We start from the raw sequence: 23,134 nt of genomic DNA on the forward strand, positions 1-23,134 counted from the left end.
CCATGGCAACCTTATTGGTAACCTTTGTGGTGTTGGGATTGGTGATTATTGCGATGTCTGTTGGTGTGTTGTTGGGCCGTAAGCCCATCAGCGGTTCCTGCGGCGGCATGAGTGCACTGGGTATGGAAGTGGCCTGCGACATCTGTTGCGGTGACAAGCAGAAGTGCGAAAAAGAAACCAAAAAGGCAGACAAAACTGCTGCTGAAGATCTGGCCTACGACGCCACAAAAGACTAAACAGAATTTCGCGTGGGAGTGAACGCAATGGCGAAGAAGCATCACTATGATGTATTGGTGATCGGTGCTGGCCCCGGGGGCGAGGGTGCAGCAATGGCAGCGGCGAAGGCCGGCAAGCGCGTGGGTGTTATCGAAAACCGACCCGGCGTAGGTGGCGGTTGCGTCCACAAGGGCACGATTCCTTCAAAGTCTCTGCGGCATGTGGTCAAGCAGGTGATTCGTCACAAAGTTTACCCCTTGTTCCGCGCCATGGGCGATGCCCAGCGTCTGAGTTACCCCGAGGTGCTGGCAGAAGCGTCACGCGTCATTCCCCGCTATGTTGATTTGCATACGGATTATTACATTCGCAATCGCGCCACTATTCACATGGGTGAGGCAAGTTTTGTGGATGCCAACACCGTCTCGGTGAAACTGCCCGATGGCGCCCGCGAGCGCTTGACCGCCGAGCACATTGTCGTGGCTACCGGCTCGCGCCCTTACCGGCCCTCGGATATCGATTTCGGCCACCCGCGCGTGTACGACAGCGATACCATCCTCAATATGAAACACACACCGCGCAACCTCATTATTTATGGTGCCGGTGTGATTGGTTGTGAGTATGCATCGATTTTCTCCGGTCTTGGTATCAAGGTGGATCTGATCAACAGCCGCGAGCATCTGTTGACCTTCTTGGACGATGAGATTTGTGATGCGTTGAGTTATCACCTGCGTGATATGGGCGTAACAGTCCGCCACAACGAAGAATACGAATCGGTTGAAGCCACTGAACGGGGCGTAACGCTCAAGTTGAAATCCGGTAAGCGCATTCACGGCGACGCGTTGCTCTGGTCTAACGGGCGCACCGGCAACACCGACACGCTGGCGCTGGATAAAATTGGCCTGAAGGCCGATGGACGGGGTCAGCTGGAGGTGAACGAACGCTACCAGACCAATGTGGAAAACATTTACGCGGTTGGCGATGTCATTGGCTGGCCCAGCCTGGCCAGTGCCTCCTATGATCAGGGGCGTGCTGCCGCTTCCAACATTCTTGGGCAGGCCAGCCGCTATGTGACCGATGCGCCCACGGGCATTTATACGCTGCCGGAAATCAGTTCAATCGGAAAAACCGAAAGTGAATTGACCGCGGCCAAAATACCCTATGAAGTGGGCCGGGCCTTTTTTAAGAATACTGCCCGTGCGCAGATTTCCGGTGAAAAGGTCGGTGTACTGAAAATATTGTTCCATGCGGAATCTTTGGAGATTCTCGGCATTCATTGCTTCGGTGCTGAGGCGTCAGAGATTATTCACATTGGTCAGGCCATCATGAATCAGGACGGTGAGGCCAACTCCATCGCCTATTTTGTGAATACCACCTTTAACTACCCGACCATGGCTGAGGCCTACCGCACAGCGGCACTGGATGGGTTAAACCGCGTGCAGCGGATTTAATTGCCAGTCCTTGTCGCGCAATGGATTGCGCGACTGGACCCGGATAAATCAGTTCTGACCATCTTCTATCGGGGCGGTCGGCTTCTGGTATTGGGCTTTGGGCTTGTGGCGCAAGACCGAGTGAATCACGTGTTCACCCTCGAAGTACACCACGAAATTTTCGTATTCCCAGCGTGTGATGGGTGGCGTGCCGCGGGCGGGCAGCGCTTTGGCAGGTTCGCCGAAATTGTCGCGGACCTTGGTCATGGTCAAGCCTTTGACCGGCATCTGCAGTCCATCAATACCCTGTTGTCCCACGGGAATAGCAATCTCTTCGGCATGTGCAGCGGTCACAAGCAGTACACATAAGCTCAGGCTGGTGCCGATCGCTGTTATCTTGTTCATGTCTAAGCCCCACGTTTTCGCTGGGATTGAAGCACCTGGCGCGCAATCATGTCGCGCGTGGATGCACTGATATCCACAAAGCCTACCGCTACCAACGAAGACTGTCCACGTGTGTCGGTCCCGGGTGTGATCCTCACCACCTGACCATAACAGAACAAGGGTAGCGCGGTGGTGTTCAGCAGTATCGCCAGGGCCAGCATTTGCCCTGGTATCAGGGTTGCGTTGGTTTCGAAAGACAGGCCGCCTTCGCTGAGGTTGGTTAAAGTCAGCTCTGGCTGCACCTGACTTTTCATGAGTGCGCCTGCCAACAACTCGTTTTGTCGTAGCAAAAGTTTAATAGCGTTGGCAGTATCCGTGCTCAGCGAGACTATTTCGCGTTGCAAATCGCGCTGTAGCGCACGGAATTCTTCCAGCCAAATCGGCGCATTCAGATCGGGGAACCATTCATTCGGCAGCCGATCGGTGTCGGCATCGGGCGGCAGGGGAACCAGATGTAAACTCAGGGTCTCAGAGACCCGGTAGTAATTGCGTTTTTCATCCGCCTGATCCATCGCGTTGGCCCGTGTGAATTTGCTCAATTGAGTCGGTGTATTAACAGGCTGTTGAAAAACCCCTTGCATGCTCAGGCTCTCAGGCTGGTTCGTAATTTAGGCGCCGTTTTGAAGGTGTGTGTCCACCCACCGAAAAACGGCAACGACAAGTACGAGCCAGCCTGAAAGCCCCGCAGGGCGAGACCTGAAGCGCACATCTGCTGCGTTTTGCCTCTTGCAAAGGGAGCCACCCTGAGCGTCGAGTCAAACCACAACATCTGTACGCTTCAGGTCTCGCTGAGCATGTAAGGGGTTTTTCAACAGCCTGTTAAAGTATAGCGCCCACTTGTGGTCACCGTAGAGCTCAGGTTTAATGCCCGGATGAATTTTACGCCTCTGTTTATTGGTCTGCGCTACATCCGCGCGCGCAGAAGGAACCAGTTTATTTCCTTCCTGAGCGGCTTTTCCATGCTGGGCATGCTGTTGGGCGTGGCCGCGTTGATCATCGTGCTGTCGGTGATGAACGGCTTTGATCGCGAGCTCAAGGGCCGCTTGCTGGCAGCAATTCCACACGGCGTCCTGGAAGTCGAGGCTGGCATCGAAGACTGGCAGCCGCTGGCCGATCAGGTGACCCAGCATCCGGGAATCGTGGCTGCTGCCCCCTATATTGATGGCTTTGCCATGGTCGGTTTTGGTCGGGCGCTGCAGGCGGTCGCTTTTACCGGGGTGGAGCCTGAACCCGAAAAAGCCATTTCAGATCTCGCCAGTCATATGGTCATGGGCGATTTTGATGAATTGCAGGCGGGTACCTACGGCGTTGTTATCGGGCGGTTGTTGGCCCGCCAGTTAGCGGTAGTCCCCGGCGACAAGATCCAGCTCACACTGCCGCAGTTAACCATCACGCCGGCGGGCATTTTTCCTCGCGTCAAACGGTTCACCGTTGTGGGTGTGTTCGAGGTGGGTGCAGAAGTGGATCAATCCTTGGTGGTGATGCACCGCGCGGACGCGCGCCGGTTGTTGCGGTATCCCGCACAAGCCCAGGGGCTGCACTTGCGTACGCCCGATATGTTCAGTTCCGCTTCGGTGTTCAGGCAGCTTCAGCTTTCCCTGCCCGAAGGGCAGGTGGTGCGTGACTGGACCGACACCCAGGGCAGTTTGTTCCAGGCCATTAAAATGGAAAAAACGGTGGTGACTGTATTGTTACTCATCATTGTTATGGTGGCCGCATTTAATATTGTGACCAGTCTGGTATTGATGGTGGCCGACAAACGCGCGGATATTGCCGTGCTGCGCACGCAGGGCATGAGTGCGGGCCAGATACTGTGGATCTTTCTTGTGCAGGGTGTGAGCGTAGGGCTGGTGGGCATACTCATCGGCGTGCTGATTGCTTGTCCCGTGGCGTTTTATCTGGGACCAATCGTGGCCTGGTTTGAAACCATTACCGGCCTGTATGTGTTTGATCCCGCGGTCTACTTCATCAGTTATTTGCCGTCCCACCTGCAATGGGCGGACGTAGCCCTGGTGGCCTGTGCCGGTGTGGTCTTGAGTTTACTGGCGAGCCTTTATCCTGCCTATCGGGCTTCCCGCGTGGAGCCTGCGGAGACTTTACGATATGAATGATCATGCACCTGTGCTGCAAGCCCGGGCACTGGGCAAAACCTATAGCGAAGGGCCGGAACCGGTGGTGGTACTGGAGCAGCTGGATTTTGCACTTTATCCGGGCGAGCGGGTTGCCGTGGTCGGCAGTTCGGGATCCGGAAAATCCACACTGCTGAACTTGCTGGGTGGTCTGGATAAACCCACCACCGGCGAAGTCGATCTCATGGGGCAACCGTTTTCTTCCTTGTCTGAAACGGCGCGCGGTCGATTGCGTAATCAGCATATGGGGTTTGTGTATCAGTTTCATCACCTGTTGCCGGAATTTACTGCGCAGGAAAATGTGGAAATGCCGTTGCGTATCGCGGGTCAATCCCGCAGCCAGTTTCAGGCACGAGCCGCGGAATTGCTGGCGCAAGTGGGATTATCCAAGCGTTTGCAGCACAAGCCAGCTGAATTGTCCGGCGGCGAGCGTCAGCGCGTTGCCATCGCCCGTGCGCTGGCCATGCAACCGGCCTGTGTTTTGATGGACGAGCCCACGGGCAATCTCGATAAGGACAACGCGCTGGCGATCGAGCAGCTGATGCTGACATTGACCCAGCAGCACAAGGTAGCATTTGTGGTGGTGACCCACGACCCGCAACTGGCGAAGAAAATGGACCGCGTATTGCGGCTGGAATCCGGTCGCCTGCAGCCAGAGAGCGTCGGTACATGAGCCTGCCCTGGGTCATCGGTTTACGCTACACCGCCAGCAAGCGGCGCAACCAATTGGTGAGTTTTATTTCGCTGCTGTCCATGCTGGGTTTGGTCATGGGTGTTGCATTGCTGTTGATTGTGTTGTCGGTGATGAACGGCTTTGACCGGGAATTACGGGAGCGCATTCTGGGCGTTATGCCCCAGGCGACGGTGTTTCATCGTCAGGGTATTACCGACTGGCGCACGCATGCCCAGGCGTTCAGTCAGCACCCGGATGTATTGGCGGCCGCGCCGTTCGTGCAGCTGCAGGGGTTGGCATCAAAGGCCGGGCAGGTCACGCCGGTGTCACTTTATGGTGTCGATGCCAGCCTGGAGCACCGCGTGTCGCGGCTGGATGAATTTATTACCGGTAAAACCCTGCGGCAATTGAGCGCCGGGGACCTATTGCTTGGTGCTGGTGTGGCGCGGCAGTTGGGTGCAAACGTAGGCGATAGCCTGACCTTTGTTGCGCCGAGCCGGGAAGATGCCAGCGCCATGCCTGCGGTGGCCACTTTTATCGTCGCAGGTATTATCCGCACCCGCACAGAGGTGGATAACGGCTTGGCGGTTGTGCGTCTGGTGGATGCCCAGCAGGTGGCTGATCTGGGTGAGGCAGTCACCGGGATCCGATTGAAGATTGCCGACCTGTTCAACTCGCGTCAGGTATTGCGCGATCTGATGGCCAATCTCAGCTACGGTTTTTATGGTTCGGATTGGACTCGCAGTCACGGTAACTTGTTTCAGGCAGTGCAAATGTCGCGCAAGCTGGTGGGCTTGTTGCTGTTTTTGATTATCGCCATCGCCGCATTCAACGTCGTGTCTACCCTGGTCATGGTAGTGGTGGACAAACAGGGCCAGATTGCCATTTTGCAGACCCTGGGGGCCAGTCGCGCCACAATTATGGGTATTTTTGTGGTTCAGGGCGGCCTGATCGGTCTGGTGGGTACCGGTGTGGGGCTGGCATTGGGTGTGCTGGGGGCTCATTACGTGACCGATGCTGTGGCCGCATTGGAAAGTGCGTTGGGTATCCACTTTCTGGCATCAGATGTCTATCCGGTCAGCTATTTGCCGAGCGATTTCCGTTGGTCGGATTGCCTGGAGATTGGCCTGGTGGCACTGTCCATGAGCCTGGTGGCGACCTTGTACCCCGCGTGGCGTGCGGCAAGAGTTCAGCCAGCCGATGCTTTGCGTTACGACCGCTGACGCAGACCGCTATTTCAACTGTTTGAGTTTTTCCAAACGCAGCGCAATGCGGCGCTGCCAGCTGCGGGCCACATGCCAGCGCCAAAGCTGATTGACCACTAAAAAGCTGAGGCAGCCAAAGAACGCCGCACTCATCAGCGAACCCACCAACAATGGCGGCACCAGTGCGCCGAGTTCGGCGATAATCCAGTCGAGTGAAAGCTCAAATTCGAACGGGCGGCTCGGTGCGCCCAACACCCACAGGCCGAGCTGATAACAGGCATAAAACATGGGTGGCATGGTGACCGGGTTGCTCACCCACACCAGGGCGGCGCTGATAGGAAGATTGGCCCTGAGCCAGAGTGCGCCAAACGCGGCAATCGCCATTTGCCCGGGCAGCGGCAGAAAGCAAACAAAAATGCCTACAAAAAACGCCCGGGAGACGGACGACCGATTCAGGTGGAACAGGTTGGGGTCGTGGAGCAGGGTGCCGAGAAATTGCAGGGATTTATGATTCCGGATCTTGTAGGGATCCGGCATCAGCCGCTTGAACAATTTCTTTGCCATGAATACGTCTCGCACCTTTGCTGGCGCGCATTATGCCTAACCACGTCAGTAAAGACTATGGTTTAACTTTGGCGGGCTTGCAAATCGTTGTGGGGCGGAGGGCCGGGCGCCCGCTTAACAGGGCGCCCGCGGGGCGTTTCAGTGGGGCAGGGGATTACCTGATCCGGGGCCGGGTTTGGTTGCTGTGGGTTCGGGGCGTGCGCTGGCAGGTTGCGCATCTGGTGCCGCTGATTTGGGTGCAGCCGCACTGGTTGCGGGGTTGGGCGCTGCCGGTTTAGGTGCCTGCTTGGGTTTATCCAGATTGATCGCCAGTTCCAGTCGCTCGCGCACGCTCACGGTTTCCTTGTGATCTTCCAGCAGGGCTGCAATTTGCGATTTGCGATCCGCAATTTGTTGTTGCAGCTGTTTTATTTCCGTTTCAAGTTGGGTGTTCTTGTTCAGCAGGCGCGATTCTTTATCGGTGGCGTCCGCAATGATGTCCTCCACGCTGATGTGCGTGGACTCCAGTGTCTGTTTGACCACCGACACGACAATTTCCTTGTTGTCGGCAGGCAGTTTCCGCATCAGGTCAATGGCGTCCTGAATGCCGTAGGTAGGGCTGCGTTTGGGGGCCGCGGCCTTGGGGCTGGCGGCTACTACCGGCTCGTTCTCGGGCTCAAACAGTTTGTGATCGAGATCGCCGCTGTTGGGCAGCTCGTCGCTGTCGAACAAGTTGGTGGTTTCTTCCTCTTCTGTCTTGCGGGAAAACAGACCCATGGTGCACTCCTTTCCTGTTGATGGTTGGGGGGCAACGCCCCATATAACAGCATAGTTGACTTCAATGGCTTGTTTACTAACCTTTGGGAATAACTACTCGGAAGATAGTTCGCAAACGCTATATATACTGCGATGCTGAGCAAATTTTATGCAAAAGGGGCGAGTTGGCTGCAAAATAAGCAAGAAAAGGCCCCAAAACACCCCCGACAATAGTCTGGCTTGAGTGGTCTGGCTGCTGCGTGTATCTTATGCCACCCAAAATCCCAAGGTGTTCCTGCGGCGACTGCGATCGTGATTGGTAGCGGCATCTGGCACAAAAATTAGACGAGAACTGTAGGAGCGAGACAAATGCGAGTGATACTGTTAGGCGCCCCCGGCGCTGGGAAAGGCACTCAGGCAAAATTCATCATGGAGCAATTTGGCATTCCCCAGATCTCCACGGGTGATATGCTGCGCGCGGCAGTAAAAGCCGGCACCCCATTGGGTTTGAAAGTAAAAGACATCATGTCCAGCGGTGGTCTGGTATCTGACGATATCATCATCGCGCTGGTAAAAGAGCGTATTGCCCAGCCCGACTGCGCCAAAGGTTTCCTGTTTGATGGCTTCCCCCGCACCATTCCGCAGGCAGAAGCCATGGTCGAGGCCGGCGTGGACATCGACTATGTGCTGGAAATCGACGTTGCTGACGAAGAAATCGTCACCCGCCTGAGTGGCCGTCGCGTGCACGAAGGTTCAGGCCGTGTGTACCACACCGTATACAACCCGCCCAAGCAGGCTGGTGTGGACGACGAAACCGGCGAGCCTCTGGTGCAGCGCCCCGACGACCAGGAAGACACCGTGCGCAAGCGCCTGGCGCTCTACCACGAGCAAACCAAGCCACTGGTGGGTTTCTATGCCGATCGCCAGGCCACGTCGTCCGTTAAGTGCGCGAAAGTTGCCGGTGTCGGCAGCGTGGATGAAATCCGCCAGCGGGTGCTGAACGTACTCAGCTGAGTGTGTATCAAGAGTGTCAAACACCCGCTTCAGCGGGTGTTTTTTTTAGCGCCCGCGGTGTTGCCCTGAATCTACAGGGCGATGCGGCGGGTGTTCAGCAACGGATTTTAAGCGGAGCAATATGAACAAGTCTGCCACGGGGGTTTTGCTGGTTAATCTGGGGACGCCGGAAGCGCCCACGCCTGGCGCGGTCCGTGCATTTCTGCGCGACTTCCTGAGTGACCCCCGGGTGGTGGAGATTCCCCGGCTGATCTGGCTGTGCATTCTCTACGGCGTGATACTGCCGTTTCGCCCCCGCAAAGTGGCCCATGCCTATGCCTCGATCTGGACAGAGCAGGGGTCGCCCCTGCGGGTGTTGACGGAATCTCTGGCCGCCCGGCTGCAAGCGCGCCTGTCGGCAGAATCCGGCGAAACCGCACCCAAGGTCGCCGTTGCCTATACCTATGGGGAGCCTTCTGTGGCGCATCAGCTGTCGGTGCTGCGCGAGGCCGGAGTGGAGCGGACGTTGGTCCTGCCGTTGTATCCGCAGTACTCGGCCACCACCACCGGCTCCGTGTATGACCAATGCGCGGCGGTGATGAAAGCCAGCCGCGATATCCCCGATCTGGTGATCCAGAAGCACTATTATTCCCGCCCTGATTACGTACGAGCGTTGGTTAACAGTATCCGCACGCATCGCGCCCAACACCCGGGTGCCGATTGCCTGTTGTTTTCGTTTCATGGGATTCCACGTCGCAATGTGGATCTGGGCGACCCTTACGAACAGCATTGCCTGCACACCGCGCGCGACGTGGCCACCATTCTGGGGCTGGAAGAGCACCAATGGCGGGTCAGCTTCCAGTCCCGTCTGGGGCGGGCTGAATGGCTCAAACCTTATACCGACGAAACTCTGCGCCAGTTGCCGTCCGAGGGTATTAAGCGTCTGGATGTGATCTGCCCGGCCTTTGCGATTGATTGTCTTGAAACGCTGGAAGAAATCGACGTGGAAAACCGCGAGGTGTTTCTGGAGTCCGGCGGCGAAGATTACCAATACATTCCGTGCCTGAACGATTCCGAAGATCAGGTGTTTTTCCTGGCCAATCTGGTGGCCGAACGTTTGGGTTGATGCTGCGCAGGCGACGCATTTCTGGGACAATAGCGGCTTTTACCTAAGCGATTGAAATGAAAAATCTACTCGCGCTCGATAGTTCCTCCAACGCCTGTTCCGCCGCGCTGTTATGCAATGGCTCGGTCACTCATCGCTGGGAGTTGGCGCCGCGTGGCCACATGCAACGGCTGCTGCCAATGGCGGACGAATTGTTGCAAGCAGCGGGGCTGGCTGTGAACCAGCTGGATGCAATAGCCTTTGGCCGAGGCCCTGGTTCGTTTACCGGCTTGCGGGTGGCAACCGGCATCGTGCAGGGCCTGGCGTGGGGTGCAGATCTTCCAGTGATACCGGTGTCGACCCTGCGGGCAATTGCGGCGGGCTTCCAGCGTACCCAGCCCGACGTTGACGGCAGATTACTGGTGGCGGTGGATGCCCGCATGGGCGAACTCTACGCGGCCCATTTCAGGCTCGAGGGGCAACGTCTGGTGAACGACGGTGCCGAGCAATTGGTGCCGCTCGCCGATGCGGCTGCCTTGCTGGAAAACGTCGATGCTGGCGCGGGCAGTGGCTGGCAATTGGCCCCGTTAAACCAGCAGCGGCCTGCAGTGTGCCTGCCGGAATTGGAGCCCGATGCGTTGGATATACTTCACCTCGCCCGGCAGGCGGATGCTGTGCCAGTGCAAGCCCATGAAGCCAAGCCCGTGTATCTGCGCGACAGCGTGAACTGGCAGAAGCGCACACGCATTCGCACCGAAAGTTTGTAAATTTCTGCGGGCACTGCCCGCACTCTTTGTTCAGAAGGATTCCCATGGATTGGCTTCAAACGCTCATACTCGCCCTGATACAGGGCTTGACTGAGTTCTTACCCATTTCAAGCTCTGCCCATCTTATTTTGCCGTCCGAATTGTTGGGCTGGCAGGATCAGGGCCTGGCGTTTGATGTGGCGGTTCACTTTGGCAGCCTGCTGGCGGTTATTCTGTACTTCCGTCGCGATCTGACCCAGTTGGCAGGCCAGTGGTTTGCCAGTTTTGGCGGCAAAACAAACCACGAGAGCCAGTTGGTGTGGATGATCGGCTTCGCCACCATTCCCGCCGGCTTGGCCGGTTTACTGGGCAAGGAATTCATAGAAACCCACCTGCGTTCGGCCGAAGTGATTGCCTGGGCCACCATCGGGTTCGGCCTGCTGTTGGGCCTCGCCGACCGGCAGGGGCGGGGCGTTAAGACACTGATCGACATGACCTGGCCTCTGGCGTTGGCCATCGGCATCGCCCAGGCGTTGGCGCTGGTGCCGGGTACTTCGCGCTCGGGCATCACCATGACCGCGGCCTTGCTGTTGGGCTTCAGCCGTACGGATGCGGCCCGGTTTTCGTTTTTATTGTCCATCCCCGTGATCGCCTTGAGCGCGGGCTATCTGAGTTACAAATTGATAGGGGTGGCGGATGTGGACTGGGCCACCATGGGGCTGGGCTTTGTACTCTCGGCCCTCAGTGCCTATGCTTGCATTCATTTTTTCATGCAATTGATTGAGCGCATCGGCATGATGCCTTTTGTGATTTATCGCTTGGTGTTGGGTGTCGCCCTGTTGTGGTTGTTATAGCCCGGACCTGTAGGAGAAACGAATAATGAATCTTGCGTTTATCGGCTTGGGTGTTATGGGCTTTCCCATGGCAGGGCACTTGCAGCAGGCGGGTCATTCGGTACGCGTATACAACCGCACCACCGCGAAAGCATTGGATTGGGTGGCCCGCTACGGCGGTAGCCACGGCGAAACCCCCAGAGCCGCCGCTCAGGGGGCGGAGATCGTGTTCTTGTGCGTGGGCAATGACGAGGACCTGCGCTCGGTGGTGTTGGGTGCCGATGGTGTGCTGTCCGGCATGGCGCCGGGTTCTGTCATCGTGGATAACACCACGGCCTCGGCGGAGGTGGCGCGCGAGCTGTGCGGACTGGCGGCAAAACAGCAAATCGCTTTTCTCGACGCGCCGGTGTCCGGCGGCCAGGCCGGCGCTGAAAAGGGCCAGTTGACCGTAATGGTGGGTGGCGATGCCGTCGCCTTTGCGCGCGCCGAACCGGTGATTGCGCATTTTGCGCGTTCAGTGAAATTGCTGGGCCCGTCGGGCAGTGGTCAGTTGTGTAAAATGGTTAACCAGATCTGCATCGCCGGGCTGGTACAGGGCCTCGCGGAAGGCCTGCATTTTGCCGGCAAGGCCGGGCTCGATGCGGCGGCGGTGGTCGAGGTGATCTCCAAGGGCGCGGCCCAGTCCTGGCAGATGGAAAACCGTTACGCCACCATGCTGGCGGGCGAATACAACCACGGTTTCGCGGTGGACTGGATGCGCAAGGATCTGGGTATCGTTATGGATGAATCCCGTCGCAATGGTGCCCGTCTGCCGGTAACGGCACTGGTGGACCAATTTTATGGCGAGGTGCAGGACCTGGGCGGCGGTCGCTGGGATACTTCCAGCCTGCTGGCCCGCTTGGAAAGCGCGGGCAAAACTAGCAGGTAAGGATCGATCATACAGACGGGGGCGACAGCCAATGTCACATCAGCAGGGCAGGGTACTGGGCTTGGGCGGCGTGTTTTTCAAAACTGCCGATCCCGCAGGGTTGCGGGCCTGGTACAAACAATGGCTAGGCCTGCCCATGGACGAGTACGGCGCTTGTCTGCCCGTAGCGAGCTTGCCGGCTGACGCCTATAGCGTGGTTTCGCCTTTCAGTGACAGTACTGATTATTTTGCACCTTCACAGCAACCGTTCATGATTAATCTGGTTGTTGATGATGTGCAGGCCTGCCTGGCCCGCCTTGCGGGTTCGGGTGCCCAGATTCTGCCCGAGACCGAAAACGGTGAATTCGGGCATTTCGGTTGGTTTATTGATCCGGCCGGCAACAAAATTGAATTGTGGCAGCCGCCGGTTGCCACTGGCGCGTAGCCTAACAAGGAATTCTATGGACCAGACAACATTGCTCAACGGCCTGGCAGACTTTATTGCCAGTTCACCCACCCCATTCCATGCGGTCGATACCATGGCCAGGCGCTTGCGTGCCGAAGGCTATCAGGCGCTGGCGGAGGGTGAGCGCTGGCAATTGCAGGCCGGCGGGCGTTATTACGTGGTGCGCAACGGCGCCTCACTGATTGCCTTTAAATACGGCAAGGATCTGGACAAAGGGATCCAGATGGTGGGTGCCCATACCGACAGCCCTTGCCTGAAAGTCAAACCCAATCCGGTGGTGAACAGCCAGGGTTATTTACAGCTGGGCGTGGAAGTCTACGGTGGTGTGTTGCTGGCGCCCTGGTTTGATCGCGACCTCAGCCTGGCCGGCCGGGTCAGCTACCTGACCAAAAAGGGCGAGCGCGCCAAAGCCCTGGTGAATTTTTCCCGCGCCATTGCCTTTATTCCGAGCCTGGCGATTCATCTGGACCGGGAAGTGAATAAGAACCGTACCATTAACCCGCAAACGGATATTCCGCCGGTGCTGGCGCAGTTGCCGGGCCCGGATGCCGGCGCCGATTTCGGGCAGATACTGGCCGATCAGCTGGCCGCCGAAGGCGTCACCGATGTGGCCAGCGTGCTCGACTACGAACTGTGTTTTTACGATACCCAACGGCCTGCCGTACTGGGCTTGAACAACGAATTTTTCGTGGGTGCTCGGCTCGACAATCTGGCCAGCTGCTATGCCGGTCTGGAGGCGCTGTTGGCGGCGCCCGAGGGTCAAAGCCAGCTGCTCATCTGCAACGACCATGAAGAAGTGGGTAGCAGCTCTTGCTGCGGTGCGGCCGGCCCCATGCTGCGCCAGTTCCTGGAGCGCCTGGTGCCGGATGTGGAGCGCCGCAACCAGATTATTCACCATTCCCTGCTGGTGTCGGCCGACAATGCCCATGGCATCCACCCGAACTACGCTGACAAACACGAGCAGAACCATGGTCCTTTATTGAACAAGGGTCCGGTAATTAAGATAAATGCGAACCAGCGCTATGCAACCACCGGTGAAACCAGTGCATACTTCCGCCACCTTTGTCAGCAGTTGAACGTGCCCGTACAGGCCTTCGTGGTCCGCACCGATATGGCGTGCGGCAGCACCATCGGGCCGATTACAAGCGCCGAAATCGGTGTATCCACCATCGATGTAGGCTTACCCACCTGGGGCATGCATTCCATCCGTGAAACGGCCGGTACCGCTGACTTAGGCTATTTGATTGCCATTTTGCAAAAACATTTTGCCGAACCGGCCTGATGGTTTTTTGGAGTTAACATGTCGTTTGATCTTGCCCAGCTTGCCAAATATGAACCCTTCTGCGACCTCAGCGAGGAATACCTCCAGCGCTTGATGGAGCATATGGACCTGTTTGAGCTTGAGAAGGGCACCTTGGTGTTCAAACGCGGCAAGCCTCTGTCTGAAAATTTTTATCTGGTGTCGGGCACGGTGGATCTGATTGCCGCCGATTTTGAATCGGAAGAAATCATGGCAGGCAAGCCGCGCAGCTATCAGCCATTGAATTTACAGTCTCCTTCGCCGGTCTCTGCGGTGGCCAAGGAGACCGTCATCATCATGCGCATCGACAAAGAGTTTGTCGATCTGGTGCTGGCTTACACCGAATCGTCGGATGATGACATTCCCCAGGACCCGACCACCGAAGAGCATCAGGACTGGATGTCGTGCCTGCTGGAGTCTCCCCTGTTTACCAAAGTGCCGCCGGCCAACCTGCAGCAGCTATTTGCCAAATTCGAGTACGTTGAATTCGAAGCCGGTGAAGTATTGATTCAGGAAGGCGCGCCCGGGGACTTTTTCTATGTGCTGGAAAAAGGCCGGGTGGCCATTGAGTCGCGCGGGCAATCGTTGGACGTGGTGTTGCGTCCCGGCAGTTACTTCGGCGAAGAAGCGCTGGTGGGTGATGCGGTGCGCAATGCCTCGGTGATCGCGCAAACCAAAGGCGGTGTTATGCGCCTGACCAAAGAAGATTTCAAAACCCTGTTGCAGGAGCCCGTGATCCGCTACGTGGATGCCGCCGAATGGACCAAAATGGAAAAGCAGGGCGGATTCAAATTGGTGGATGTGCGGTTGCCGATGGAATTCAAATGCGGCCATGTGGCCGGTGCTGCCAGCATGCCATTGGGTGCACTGCGCAAACGACTCGACGGGCTGGATTTCAGCCAGCAATACCTGATCACCGGTGACGGCGGTCGTCGCGCCGAGGTCGCCGCTTACCTGTTTAATCAGGCTGGACTGGACTGCGCTATCCTGACCTGTGCGGCAGAACTTTACTGATCTGCGATCATGCGGTGCCTGCTGTTATCGGCCTATGATGCACCCAGTCACCGCTATTGGCGCGAAGGCTTAATCGCCGCCTTTCCCGAATGGCAATGGACCTGCCTCACCGAACCTCCCCGGTTTTTCAATTGGCGCATCCGGGGCAATGCGTTGTCGCTCGCGGAAAAAATCAACGGGCTGGGTCAATCGTTTGATTGCATTATCGCCACTTCCATGACCGATCTGGCAGGCATTAAAGCATTCTGCCCACAGCTAGCGTCAGTCCCTACGTTGCTGTATTTTCACGAAAACCAGTTCTGTTATCCGGCCAATGAAGTGCAGCGCAACCGACTGGAACCGGCCATGATGACGCTGTTCAGTGCCCATGCCGCCGATAAATTGGTATTTAATTCCCGCTACAATCGCAACACCTTCATGGCCGGTGCCCGCGCACTGCTCGGCAAATTGCCGGATGCCGTGCCCGCCGGCCTGGTCGAGTCATTGATCAACAAAACGTCCGTGCTGCCCGTGCCGCTGCGGGACGAAGCGTTTAGGCTTGCCGCAAAGCGTAATGACTCAAAGCCTGGAAGGCGAACGTTTATCTGGAACCACCGCTGGGAACACGATAAAGGCCCCGAGGGATTGCTCGCTGCGGTGAGATTGCTGTTGGCGCAAACGCAAAACTTCACCCTGCATGTGGTAGGCCAACAATTCCGACAGCGCCCCGCGTGTTTTGATGCGTTGAAAACCCTGCTTGAAACTTCCGGCACGCTCGGTCGCTGGGGTTTTATTGAATCACGCGCTGAATACAATCAGTTGCTGGTGGAATCCGATGCGGTCATCTCGACGGCACTGCATGATTTTCAGGGGTTGGCCGTACTCGAAGCGGTGGCGGCGGGGTGTTATCCGCTGGTGCCGGACCGGTTGGTGTATCCGGAGTGGTTTCCCGTTTGCTATGCGGCAGCTACGCCGATACAGGAAGTTGAAGCCTTGGTGCAGGCGATGTCGGCAATAATCGATCGGGGCCCGGAAGCCGCGCCGCCTGTGAATTTTTTACGTTGGTGCGAGCTTGGGCAAAAGTATGCTGCGTTAGCCAGACCTATGTGATTTCACTGTTGTGCGCATCTGGATGCCAATCGGCGGGGTAGGGCAGCGTGAGCCGTTTTCCTGAGGCTGATCCTAGTTCTGGCTGAACGCTAATTATCTTGCTGCTAAGGGGCTGTATGGTGTTTTGAGGATAATAACCAGGCTGAACTTGATAATTCATAGGTCGAAATATTCAGCTAATTCCCTCCGAACCCTCTATTTTCTTGAGAAATAAATTGAATGAAAGAGCAATAGAGCAACATGGCGTGGGAAATAGATTTATGATCAATTACAAATGCAGGGGCTTGGATTTTCTATAATGAAATTTGTATATCCATTATCGGTAGTAACTTATTTTGTTCTAATCTAGGGGTGCTTTAGCTCCAAGTATGAGCTGGATTTTTCCGATGACGAATATAGAGGGGTCAGGGATATAGGTACCGGTGAGCTGGTTGTTGAACCCGCTGTGATTGAGTTTTAGAATGAGGAAAATCATTATTTTGGTTATAGATTTCCTAAGCATGATGTCGATTGTGATTGGATAAAAAATGGCCGAAGTAAGAAGTTCACTGCTGCGAAGTTAGACTTAATTCCTGTATTTTTTTCCCTTAGCTTGGAAGCTGGTTTGGTTGCTGAATTCACCGATAGGTCTAAATTTGATGAGCATCTTGAACTGTTAAGTATCGATCTTGGGGGTAAGTTTGTAGATATTGAAAATAGTTCGTTTGTTTTACATTATAAAAGAATATATGAAGACTACGATTTTTCGAGGTGTTTGCCCTTGAATAAAGCGGATATGTAAAAGAAGGGCGATAAAATGGGTTGGTGGCAGTGATTGACATGCCATAAGTTTCATCTGACCCCACTTATTCCTAAGACTGTGGAGGGTTAAGCATGAATATGAAAGAAAAGAGCTATGAAATGTGTCGCGCTCTTGCTGCTGAATACGACGGTTGGGAATTTCAAGGAGGAGGGTTCGTCTGCAAGAGACATAAGCCATTTGTTCTGGGGTTAGATGTGTTCGCTAAGGTGGCAATGAGTCACGTGAGTTTGCAGGCTATTGAATGGGTTAAGGTGGGGCCTATAGTGAGGTCAATAAAAGTTCTATTTCCAAAGTACAAAATTCCATGTCACTTTACTCGGCAACCAAAAAATGAGGACGGTTCAATTTTTGTGGGGGTCTATTCCGATATAAGTCAACTGGAGCCGGTAATCGAAAAATTTGTTAGGTCAGCAATCCCGAATGCTAGTACGCGATATTGTCTAGATGGAATCGAAGAATTTGCTGAGCAATTTCCGCAAGATAATCCATTTAACTTTATTGGGATGCAGGGTGTCCATTACTGTTTGCTGAGGATGTTGGTTGGTGATTTTGACTATATCAAGAAGTGCTACGAAGAGGCTTTGGCTGGAAACAACGATTATCGATTTGATGAGCTTGGTCAGATAATGCCTTTGCTGGAAGAAATGGAATCAAACTTGAAGAGGACTGGACGCTTGATGAAATAAGTGGGGTCACCTATAAGTCGTTCTCCGTCAACAGGGCGAACGCGTTCGAAGCGTTGACGCCCCTAGTAAATTACTTGCTCTGCCTTTGGGTGCACCCGATTTCTACGTGCTGTTTTCACTGGCTAAGAGAATTAGTGGGGTCAGATGAAACTTAAGGCGCGCAATTCATCCTTGTATAGGGCGCCGGTGCCCCTCTAAACTTCAGTTCTCTGTTTCGGTTAAAAGGACTTAACCATGGCAAGACTTCCTCGTATCAGCCCTTTGGGCGTTCCTTAACATATTATCCAGCGCGGCAATAATTGGCAGGTTTGCTTTGCCTCAGAACAAGATTTGGCTGCATATATCCACTGGTTGGATGAGTACGCTCGCCAATTCTTTGTGTCGGTTCACGCTTGGGTTTTGATGACCAACCATGTGCACCTGCTGGTCACGCCCAATAGGGAAGGCGGCGTTTCAAGCATGATGCAGGCTTTGGGGCGGCGATATGTCAGGTACTTTAATCGCGAATATCGCCGAACCGGTACGTTATGGGAGGGCCGTTTTAAAGCAAGTCTGGTTCAATCCGAGGTCTATCTGTTGGTCTGCCAGCGATACATCGAATTGAATCCCGTAAGAGCGGGTATGGTCAGCGATCCGGCTGACTATGTCTGGTCTAGTTATCAAGCACACGCCTTGGGCAAATCGATAAACGTGCATACGCCGCACAGTGAATATCTGAAGTTGGGTGAAGAGCCTAAAGAGCGCCAGTGCTCGTACAGAGCGCTATTTGATGCGCATGTTGATTGCAGCTTAATAAAGGATATCCGTGCAGCGGTAAACAAGGGTATGGCGTTGGGTAGTGCACGCTTTAAAGATGAAATTGAGTGTCTGCACGGGCGACGGGTTCGGCCTGCCGCAATGGGCAGACCAGTGATTGACGTGCCATAAGTTTCATCTGACCCCACTTATGCATACACGCTTACGAGCAATTGATCTAAGAATGCGCGCGCGCCCGAATCATTAATCTGCTATGCTCTGAATCTTAGCAGCGTTTTTGGCAAATTCATGCCCCGGCTGATTCCTTGTGTATAGGCGATTTTTCGCTGGTTGAGTGGTGTTCTCAGTAAGCGATAGACATCCAAGGGGATCTCTCACGGACCACTGTCTGCTGTGTTTTTATTTTTTATAATAATAATTTATGTCAGAGGCGCTTATAGGCTAATTCATATTCCCAGCAAATCGATGCGAATGGGTCGGTTGCGTGGATAACATGAGTTGGCGCCTCGTGCTCCAGTTCTATCTGGCAGCAGAATTCATCTATGAAAGCCTGGTTAAATTTTCCCTTCTGTCTGTACATGATGGCGTCTCGATTTTTTCTGTGCATTTTTTACTCATGATTTCTGGTTTGAAGTTATCTGCATTCAAGAAATTCAGGGTTTAGGTTGACCTTCTGAGCGCGCTGAATTATGTCCCGATGCCTGACATTTCGAGTGTTTTATGGCTGGATATCTCATTGCCCTGTGTCTTGGTAATGTTTGTCGGTGGTCAGATTAAACTAATTTTATCTGTTGGTCAGCTTTGTTGGTCGATGAGGAATGACAGTGATGGTAAGTGCAATTGATACGAACAAAGCTGCGATTTTACTTAGAGGGAAATCTATCTCAAGAGGGCTTTCAAGCGGCATTCTTTATAGTAATCCTGGCATTAGGTTTCACTCTAGTAGGCAGGTACCGAGTGGTGGCGTAGAGTATGAGTTGGCAAGATTGGAAGTTGCAAATGGTCAGGTTTTTGATGATCTTTCAGTTCTTTCCGAACGGGTAGAGAGGGAAATTAACGGGAAATACGCCGAGATATTTGATGCTCAAATTGCGATGATAGGCGATACCTTGTTGCAGAATGAAATACGCAAAGAAATAACTACCAGTTTGGTTAGCGCATCCTGGGCGGTTAAAACTGTGTTGCTTAGATGGGAAAGTAGGTTGTTGTTGTCTGGATCGCAGATGGCCAAAGATAAATGTGATGATATGAAGGATATATCCTATCGTTATAGGGATGTTTTTTCTGGGATTAGTGTCAATTATCTGGATAATCTTCCAGTAAATTGCGTGTTGGTTTTAGATCGATTGCTGCCTTCAGATGCGATAAATCTAACCGCCAAATCTGTCTCTGCAGTGCTATTGCAATATGGTGCGCCAGGGTCTCATGCAGCGTTATTTGTCCGGGAAATGGAGTTGCCCGCAATATCCGGAATTCCTAATCTGACATCTACTATTGTTGGTCGGGATTGGGCGTTGGTCGATGCAGATCGTGGCGAGGTAACGGTTAATCCCAGTTTGACAGAGAAAAAGGCCTTTAAAATAAGGTGTATTGATCGGTTGGCTGAAATGGAGTTGGCGCGAGCGAATGCTCACCAGAAGGCAGCTACAATTGATGGAATGTCAGTGCATGTTGAATCCAATATCAGTGGCGTTGATGAGGCAAGGAAGGCTGTACATTATGGAGCAGACGGTATTGGGTTGTATAGGACAGAAAGACACTATTTAGGCAGGAGTACTCCTCCTTCCAGAGGGCAGCTCATTGATGAGATGCGGAATGTGCTCTTTGCAACGAGAAAGCTTACAGTTAATATTCGGCTCCTGGATTTTGGTGCAGATAAATCATTGAGCTATTTGTCATTTTTATCTGAAAAAAATCCTGCGCTCGGTCGGCGTGGTGTCAGGTTTCTTTTTGATAATCCTGAGCTTCTAGAAACCCAGCTGTCAGCGATATTGGAAGTTTCAAAGTCATTTAATGTGAGAATTTTGATTCCAATGGTAACTGTGCCTGGAGATGTTCAGAGAGTAAAGGAGGTGGTACATAAGATTGCGCGGGAAATGGGTGTAGATGAAGTTCCTAAAATCGGTGCCATGATTGAGGTGCCGGCGGCGGCTTTGTCAGCTTGTGAAATTTCAAAGCATGTGGATTTTATGTGTTTTGGTACAAATGATCTCGCGCAATATTCGTTCGCGGCTGATAGGGATAGTGTGGCGGTTGAAGAGTACTTCGACGATTCGTCTGATGTGATTTTCAGGTTGCTTAGTATAGTGCATGGTGATGTTAGGGGTATGCCTCTCTCTTTGTGTGGTGATCTTGCGGCAAGGCCGGAATTTGTAGCCAGACTACTGCAGTGTGGTATTAAGTCGTTTAGTGTTTCTCCAGCATTAGTGCCGATCATCAAGCAAGTTGTAAGGGGAAGTAAATGGATATCGTAGGTTTCTATATTGGCTGTCATTCGAATAGTGATTCTCTGATTAAAGCCGATGTTCGAACTCTGTTTGTTGTTAAAATCCATGTTTTGAACGCTCGGTGTTGGTCTTCTTCATGAAGATCTGGTGGATTATTATTTTTGGTATTTTATGGGCTTTGATTTTTACCTCTTTTTCATGTGGGAACGTTCTGGCTGCTAAAAAAGATCAAATTCCTGAAAATTCTTATGTAAAGAATGCTGGCGATGGTTGGCGCTGCGTGTGGGGTTATATAAAGCGGAGGAATCATTGTGAGGCAATCCGCTTGCCGGCAAATTCATTTTTAGACTCCGATGGATTTGAATGGCAGTGCGAGCGCGGTTTTCTGAGAGACAAGGAAGATTGTATAGAGATTGTTGTTCCTAAGAATGCTTACTTGATTGAAGAGGAATATGGCAGAGGCTGGGCTTGTGAGCGAGGCTTTCTTGTATATAAGACGGCGTCTTCAATGTATGAGTGCATAAAAATTGCGGTTCCGGAAAATGCCGTTTTGATTTCGTCAGCTATGGGTGACTATTGGCAGTGTCATAGTGGATATGTCGAGGGGGATAACGGTTGTGAGGAAGAGGACGTGCCGTTGTCTGGTGCCGCTTCCAGAAATAAGTTCGATGATAATTTGTATTGTGCCTGGGGGTTCATGGATAGTGGCTCTGATTGTGTGGCGATTGATCTGCCCAGTAATGCATATATGGATAAAGATGGCCGGCGTTGGCGTTGCAGTCGTGGCTACAGAAAGTTAGATCGCCAGTGTGTCGAAGTTACAGTGCCAGAAAATGCCTACTTGAAGGACAGTGGGGACGATTGGCGCTGTCTTAGAGGGTATAGAAGGGATCACGATTCTTGCCTGCTAATTCAAATACCGGAAAACGCCCACCTCAATACCGCTGGTACTCGATGGTTATGCGATAAGCCCTATGTTAGCAGTGGAAAAACCTGCGATTTAATTGATAAAGGGACGAAGTGATTTAACCTTAAATCCCATACTCCTTCCCCATCACTCAGTCCTAATTCTCATCGTTTCCGGGCCAAGGCCTGGCCCGGTTTGCATTGGTCAAGTTTGCGTTGAATGGCGGCTTTTAATTCAGCATTAAAACGTACATTGCCCATAGGGTAATTGTGTTGAATACAATTGCGGATTGCATGTAGCTGATCATCGGGAATCGTGCTGCTGAATAGCTCCCGGTAGGCATGTCGCTTTTCATCATCAGTCTGGCCCAGATTGAGATAACTGGGGTGCGGCTGAATGCACTTTATCTTTTTAATGCCCGCGTTTTAGGGATAGCTGGACCAGCGGTAGTCACCCGGGTGGTCTACCATGCCCGCCCTTACCGGATTCAGGGTTGTCTGGTAGGTAATAGCGGGGCTTTCTAGGCATTTTCCTTCCTTGGTCGCTGGCTAGTCTGGTGATGTTAGCATGAAATCTCGCCATGTAATTCACTCAGACCCCTTTAGGAGAGCGGGGAATGGGGTATCATACTGGCCCCTGAGTGCAGGGCGTTGATCAAAATATAAGCAAGGCAGAGGCAGTATGAAAAAGCAGCGGGTTCTCACCGGTATTACCACCACGGGCACGCCCCATCTGGGCAATTATGTGGGCGCGATCCGGCCGGCGATTGAGGCGAGCCATGATACCAACAACCTGGCGTTTTACTTTCTGGCCGATTTCCATGCGCTGATCAAGTGCCACGAGCCCGATCTGGTGCATCAGTCAACCCGCGAAATTGCCGCTACCTGGTTGGCGCTGGGTCTGAATACGGACAACGTGGTGTTCTATCGTCAGTCTGACGTGCCCGAGATTCCGGAACTCTGCTGGCTGCTCACCTGTATGGCCGCGAAAGGTTTGATGAACCGCGCGCACGCCTACAAAGCGGCAGTTGCGGCCAATGAAGAAGCCGGTGAAGACCCGGATTTCGGCGTCACCATGGGGTTGTTCAGTTACCCGGTGCTGATGGCGGCGGATATTCTGATGTTCAATGCCAATAAGGTGCCGGTGGGTAAAGACCAGATCCAGCACGTGGAAATGGCGCGCGATATCGCCGCCCGCTTCAATCACCACTATGGTGAGCATTTCGCATTGCCAGAAGCGCAGGTGGATGATCACGTAGCGGTGCTGCAGGGCCTGGATGGCCGCAAGATGAGCAAGAGCTACAACAATACCATCCCCCTGTTTCTGGATGAAAAGCCGCTGAAAAAGCACATCAACAAGGTGAAAACCAATTTGCTGGAGCCGGGCGAGCCAAAAGACGCGGATGACTCCACCGTATTCCAGCTGTGGCAGGCGTTTGCCACGCCCGAGCAAACCGCTTATATGCGCGAGCAATTCGCCGCCGGTATTGCGTGGGGTGAGGCTAAGAAGCAGTTGTTCGAGCTGATCAATGGCCAGTTGAGCGAGGCGCGCGAGCGTTACCGCGAATTGATGGCTAACCCTTCCCATGTGGAAGCGGTATTGCAGGCAGGTGCAGAAAAAGCGCGCAGTTACAGTACGCCGTTTTTGCGGGATTTGCGCAGTGCGGTGGGTATCAGGCCCATCAAGTAAT

Annotated in this window: 23 protein-coding genes; 19 read left to right on the forward strand and 4 right to left on the reverse strand. The window is 53.7% G+C overall.

The window, feature by feature from the left end:
* Positions 1 to 2 precede the first annotated feature (2 nt).
* Positions 3 to 236, forward strand: a complete 234-nt coding sequence (gene nqrM, locus M5M_RS01255; RefSeq protein WP_015045653.1) for a (Na+)-NQR maturation NqrM — start codon at positions 3 to 5, stop codon at positions 234 to 236.
* A 27-nt stretch (positions 237 to 263) separates the two neighbouring features.
* A complete protein-coding gene (gene sthA / locus M5M_RS01260; RefSeq protein ID WP_015045654.1) occupies positions 264 to 1,664 on the forward strand; it encodes a Si-specific NAD(P)(+) transhydrogenase in 1,401 nt (466 codons plus the stop codon).
* Positions 1,665 to 1,712: 48 nt separating this feature from the next.
* On the opposite strand, the gene M5M_RS01265 is transcribed toward sthA, so the two are convergent.
* Together M5M_RS01265 and M5M_RS01270 are read right to left on the reverse strand one after the other, a co-directional pair.
* On the reverse strand, positions 1,713 to 2,048 hold the full coding sequence (locus M5M_RS01265; RefSeq protein ID WP_015045655.1) for a hypothetical protein: 336 nt from the start codon (positions 2,046 to 2,048) through the stop codon (positions 1,713 to 1,715).
* A 2-nt stretch (positions 2,049 to 2,050) separates the two neighbouring features.
* Positions 2,051 to 2,668: a PilZ domain-containing protein gene (locus M5M_RS01270; RefSeq protein WP_024330336.1), complete on the reverse strand. Its 618-nt coding sequence runs from the start codon at positions 2,666 to 2,668 to the stop codon at positions 2,051 to 2,053.
* Positions 2,669 to 2,959: 291 nt separating this feature from the next.
* Here M5M_RS01270 and M5M_RS01275 point away from each other — a divergent pair, with 291 nt between their 5' ends.
* The 3 genes from M5M_RS01275 to M5M_RS01285 are packed head-to-tail and all read left to right on the forward strand — an operon-like array spanning position 2,960 to position 6,112.
* Positions 2,960 to 4,198 carry a lipoprotein-releasing ABC transporter permease subunit gene (locus M5M_RS01275; protein ID WP_015045657.1) on the forward strand — a complete coding sequence of 413 codons (1,239 nt, stop codon included), beginning with the start codon at positions 2,960 to 2,962 and terminating at the stop codon, positions 4,196 to 4,198.
* Positions 4,191 to 4,889 carry a lipoprotein-releasing ABC transporter ATP-binding protein LolD gene (gene lolD / locus M5M_RS01280; protein ID WP_015045658.1) on the forward strand — a complete coding sequence of 233 codons (699 nt, stop codon included), beginning with the start codon at positions 4,191 to 4,193 and terminating at the stop codon, positions 4,887 to 4,889. The genes M5M_RS01275 and lolD overlap by 8 nt, the downstream gene beginning before the upstream one ends.
* On the forward strand, positions 4,886 to 6,112 hold the full coding sequence (locus M5M_RS01285; RefSeq protein ID WP_015045659.1) for a lipoprotein-releasing ABC transporter permease subunit: 1,227 nt from the start codon (positions 4,886 to 4,888) through the stop codon (positions 6,110 to 6,112). Before lolD ends, M5M_RS01285 begins: the two co-directional genes overlap by 4 nt.
* A 9-nt stretch (positions 6,113 to 6,121) precedes the next feature.
* Here the strand turns inward: M5M_RS01285 and M5M_RS01290 are convergent, their stop codons facing one another.
* Both M5M_RS01290 and M5M_RS01295 read right to left on the reverse strand, forming a co-directional pair.
* Entirely contained in the window at positions 6,122 to 6,658 is a 537-nt protein-coding gene (locus tag M5M_RS01290) for a DUF2062 domain-containing protein (RefSeq protein ID WP_015045660.1), read from the reverse strand.
* Between the two features lie 138 nt (positions 6,659 to 6,796).
* The gene (locus M5M_RS01295) at positions 6,797 to 7,414 is read right to left on the reverse strand and encodes a coiled-coil domain-containing protein (RefSeq protein ID WP_016389151.1); all 618 of its coding nucleotides are present in this window, start codon (positions 7,412 to 7,414) and stop codon (positions 6,797 to 6,799) included.
* Positions 7,415 to 7,762: 348 nt separating this feature from the next.
* On the opposite strand from M5M_RS01295, the gene adk reads away from it, so the two are divergent.
* From adk to M5M_RS01370, 14 genes are all read left to right on the forward strand, one after another.
* On the forward strand, positions 7,763 to 8,407 hold the full coding sequence (gene adk / locus M5M_RS01300) for an adenylate kinase (protein ID WP_015045661.1): 645 nt from the start codon (positions 7,763 to 7,765) through the stop codon (positions 8,405 to 8,407).
* A gap of 121 nt (positions 8,408 to 8,528) precedes the next feature.
* Positions 8,529 to 9,512: a ferrochelatase gene (hemH, locus tag M5M_RS01305; RefSeq protein WP_015045662.1), complete on the forward strand. Its 984-nt coding sequence runs from the start codon at positions 8,529 to 8,531 to the stop codon at positions 9,510 to 9,512.
* Between the two features lie 56 nt (positions 9,513 to 9,568).
* Entirely contained in the window at positions 9,569 to 10,258 is a 690-nt protein-coding gene (gene tsaB / locus M5M_RS01310) for a tRNA (adenosine(37)-N6)-threonylcarbamoyltransferase complex dimerization subunit type 1 TsaB (protein WP_015045663.1), read from the forward strand.
* 44 nt (positions 10,259 to 10,302) lie between these two features.
* On the forward strand, positions 10,303 to 11,091 hold the full coding sequence (locus tag M5M_RS01315) for an undecaprenyl-diphosphate phosphatase (protein ID WP_015045664.1): 789 nt from the start codon (positions 10,303 to 10,305) through the stop codon (positions 11,089 to 11,091).
* A 25-nt stretch (positions 11,092 to 11,116) separates the two neighbouring features.
* The gene (locus tag M5M_RS01320) at positions 11,117 to 11,998 is read left to right on the forward strand and encodes an NAD(P)-dependent oxidoreductase (protein WP_015045665.1); all 882 of its coding nucleotides are present in this window, start codon (positions 11,117 to 11,119) and stop codon (positions 11,996 to 11,998) included.
* A 31-nt stretch (positions 11,999 to 12,029) separates the two neighbouring features.
* Positions 12,030 to 12,422: a VOC family protein gene (locus tag M5M_RS01325; protein WP_015045666.1), complete on the forward strand. Its 393-nt coding sequence runs from the start codon at positions 12,030 to 12,032 to the stop codon at positions 12,420 to 12,422.
* A 16-nt stretch (positions 12,423 to 12,438) separates the two neighbouring features.
* A complete protein-coding gene (locus M5M_RS01330) occupies positions 12,439 to 13,725 on the forward strand; it encodes a M18 family aminopeptidase (protein WP_015045667.1) in 1,287 nt (428 codons plus the stop codon).
* An 18-nt stretch (positions 13,726 to 13,743) separates the two neighbouring features.
* Positions 13,744 to 14,757 (forward strand): cyclic nucleotide-binding domain-containing protein, encoded by a 1,014-nt coding sequence (locus tag M5M_RS01335; RefSeq protein ID WP_016389152.1) that lies wholly within the window; start codon positions 13,744 to 13,746, stop codon positions 14,755 to 14,757.
* A gap of 9 nt (positions 14,758 to 14,766) precedes the next feature.
* Entirely contained in the window at positions 14,767 to 15,846 is a 1,080-nt protein-coding gene (locus tag M5M_RS01340) for a tRNA-queuosine alpha-mannosyltransferase domain-containing protein (protein ID WP_015045668.1), read from the forward strand.
* Positions 15,847 to 16,719: 873 nt separating this feature from the next.
* Positions 16,720 to 17,334, forward strand: coding sequence for a hypothetical protein (locus M5M_RS01345; protein ID WP_015045669.1), 615 nt, complete (start codon positions 16,720 to 16,722; stop codon positions 17,332 to 17,334).
* 282 nt (positions 17,335 to 17,616) lie between these two features.
* Positions 17,617 to 18,261 carry a transposase gene (locus M5M_RS01350; RefSeq protein ID WP_276324574.1) on the forward strand — a complete coding sequence of 215 codons (645 nt, stop codon included), beginning with the start codon at positions 17,617 to 17,619 and terminating at the stop codon, positions 18,259 to 18,261.
* A 656-nt stretch (positions 18,262 to 18,917) separates the two neighbouring features.
* Positions 18,918 to 20,564, forward strand: coding sequence for a phosphoenolpyruvate--protein phosphotransferase (gene ptsP, locus M5M_RS01360; protein ID WP_015045671.1), 1,647 nt, complete (start codon positions 18,918 to 18,920; stop codon positions 20,562 to 20,564).
* A gap of 109 nt (positions 20,565 to 20,673) precedes the next feature.
* The gene (locus M5M_RS01365) at positions 20,674 to 21,561 is read left to right on the forward strand and encodes a hypothetical protein (RefSeq protein ID WP_015045672.1); all 888 of its coding nucleotides are present in this window, start codon (positions 20,674 to 20,676) and stop codon (positions 21,559 to 21,561) included.
* Positions 21,562 to 22,125: 564 nt separating this feature from the next.
* A complete protein-coding gene (locus M5M_RS01370; RefSeq protein WP_015045673.1) occupies positions 22,126 to 23,133 on the forward strand; it encodes a tryptophan--tRNA ligase in 1,008 nt (335 codons plus the stop codon).
* Position 23,134 lies beyond the last annotated feature (1 nt).

This window comes from Simiduia agarivorans SA1 = DSM 21679, from assembly GCF_000305785.2.
GTDB lineage: Bacteria > Pseudomonadota > Gammaproteobacteria > Pseudomonadales > Cellvibrionaceae > Simiduia > Simiduia agarivorans.

What these genes read in the sequence shown, in the direction of transcription:
- M5M_RS01315 (WP_015045664.1), top strand. Translation starts at nt 10,303, where the DNA reads ATGGATTGGCTTCAAACGCTCATACTCGCCCTGATACAGGGCTTGACT.
- sthA (WP_015045654.1), top strand. Translation starts at nt 264, where the DNA reads ATGGCGAAGAAGCATCACTATGATGTATTGGTGATCGGTGCTGGCCCC.
- nqrM (WP_015045653.1), top strand. Translation starts at nt 3, where the DNA reads ATGGCAACCTTATTGGTAACCTTTGTGGTGTTGGGATTGGTGATTATT.
- M5M_RS01345 (WP_015045669.1), top strand. Translation starts at nt 16,720, where the DNA reads ATGAATATGAAAGAAAAGAGCTATGAAATGTGTCGCGCTCTTGCTGCT.
- M5M_RS01285 (WP_015045659.1), top strand. Translation starts at nt 4,886, where the DNA reads ATGAGCCTGCCCTGGGTCATCGGTTTACGCTACACCGCCAGCAAGCGG.
- M5M_RS01270 (WP_024330336.1), bottom strand. Translation starts at nt 2,668, where the DNA reads ATGCAAGGGGTTTTTCAACAGCCTGTTAATACACCGACTCAATTGAGC.
- ptsP (WP_015045671.1), top strand. Translation starts at nt 18,918, where the DNA reads ATGGTAAGTGCAATTGATACGAACAAAGCTGCGATTTTACTTAGAGGG.
- M5M_RS01340 (WP_015045668.1), top strand. Translation starts at nt 14,767, where the DNA reads ATGCGGTGCCTGCTGTTATCGGCCTATGATGCACCCAGTCACCGCTAT.
- M5M_RS01265 (WP_015045655.1), bottom strand. Translation starts at nt 2,048, where the DNA reads ATGAACAAGATAACAGCGATCGGCACCAGCCTGAGCTTATGTGTACTG.
- M5M_RS01295 (WP_016389151.1), bottom strand. Translation starts at nt 7,414, where the DNA reads ATGGGTCTGTTTTCCCGCAAGACAGAAGAGGAAGAAACCACCAACTTG.
- M5M_RS01320 (WP_015045665.1), top strand. Translation starts at nt 11,117, where the DNA reads ATGAATCTTGCGTTTATCGGCTTGGGTGTTATGGGCTTTCCCATGGCA.
- M5M_RS01325 (WP_015045666.1), top strand. Translation starts at nt 12,030, where the DNA reads ATGTCACATCAGCAGGGCAGGGTACTGGGCTTGGGCGGCGTGTTTTTC.
- lolD (WP_015045658.1), top strand. Translation starts at nt 4,191, where the DNA reads ATGAATGATCATGCACCTGTGCTGCAAGCCCGGGCACTGGGCAAAACC.
- M5M_RS01365 (WP_015045672.1), top strand. Translation starts at nt 20,674, where the DNA reads ATGAAGATCTGGTGGATTATTATTTTTGGTATTTTATGGGCTTTGATT.
- M5M_RS01335 (WP_016389152.1), top strand. Translation starts at nt 13,744, where the DNA reads ATGTCGTTTGATCTTGCCCAGCTTGCCAAATATGAACCCTTCTGCGAC.
- hemH (WP_015045662.1), top strand. Translation starts at nt 8,529, where the DNA reads ATGAACAAGTCTGCCACGGGGGTTTTGCTGGTTAATCTGGGGACGCCG.
- M5M_RS01370 (WP_015045673.1), top strand. Translation starts at nt 22,126, where the DNA reads ATGAAAAAGCAGCGGGTTCTCACCGGTATTACCACCACGGGCACGCCC.
- adk (WP_015045661.1), top strand. Translation starts at nt 7,763, where the DNA reads ATGCGAGTGATACTGTTAGGCGCCCCCGGCGCTGGGAAAGGCACTCAG.
- tsaB (WP_015045663.1), top strand. Translation starts at nt 9,569, where the DNA reads ATGAAAAATCTACTCGCGCTCGATAGTTCCTCCAACGCCTGTTCCGCC.
- M5M_RS01330 (WP_015045667.1), top strand. Translation starts at nt 12,439, where the DNA reads ATGGACCAGACAACATTGCTCAACGGCCTGGCAGACTTTATTGCCAGT.
- M5M_RS01275 (WP_015045657.1), top strand. Translation starts at nt 2,960, where the DNA reads ATGAATTTTACGCCTCTGTTTATTGGTCTGCGCTACATCCGCGCGCGC.
- M5M_RS01290 (WP_015045660.1), bottom strand. Translation starts at nt 6,658, where the DNA reads ATGGCAAAGAAATTGTTCAAGCGGCTGATGCCGGATCCCTACAAGATC.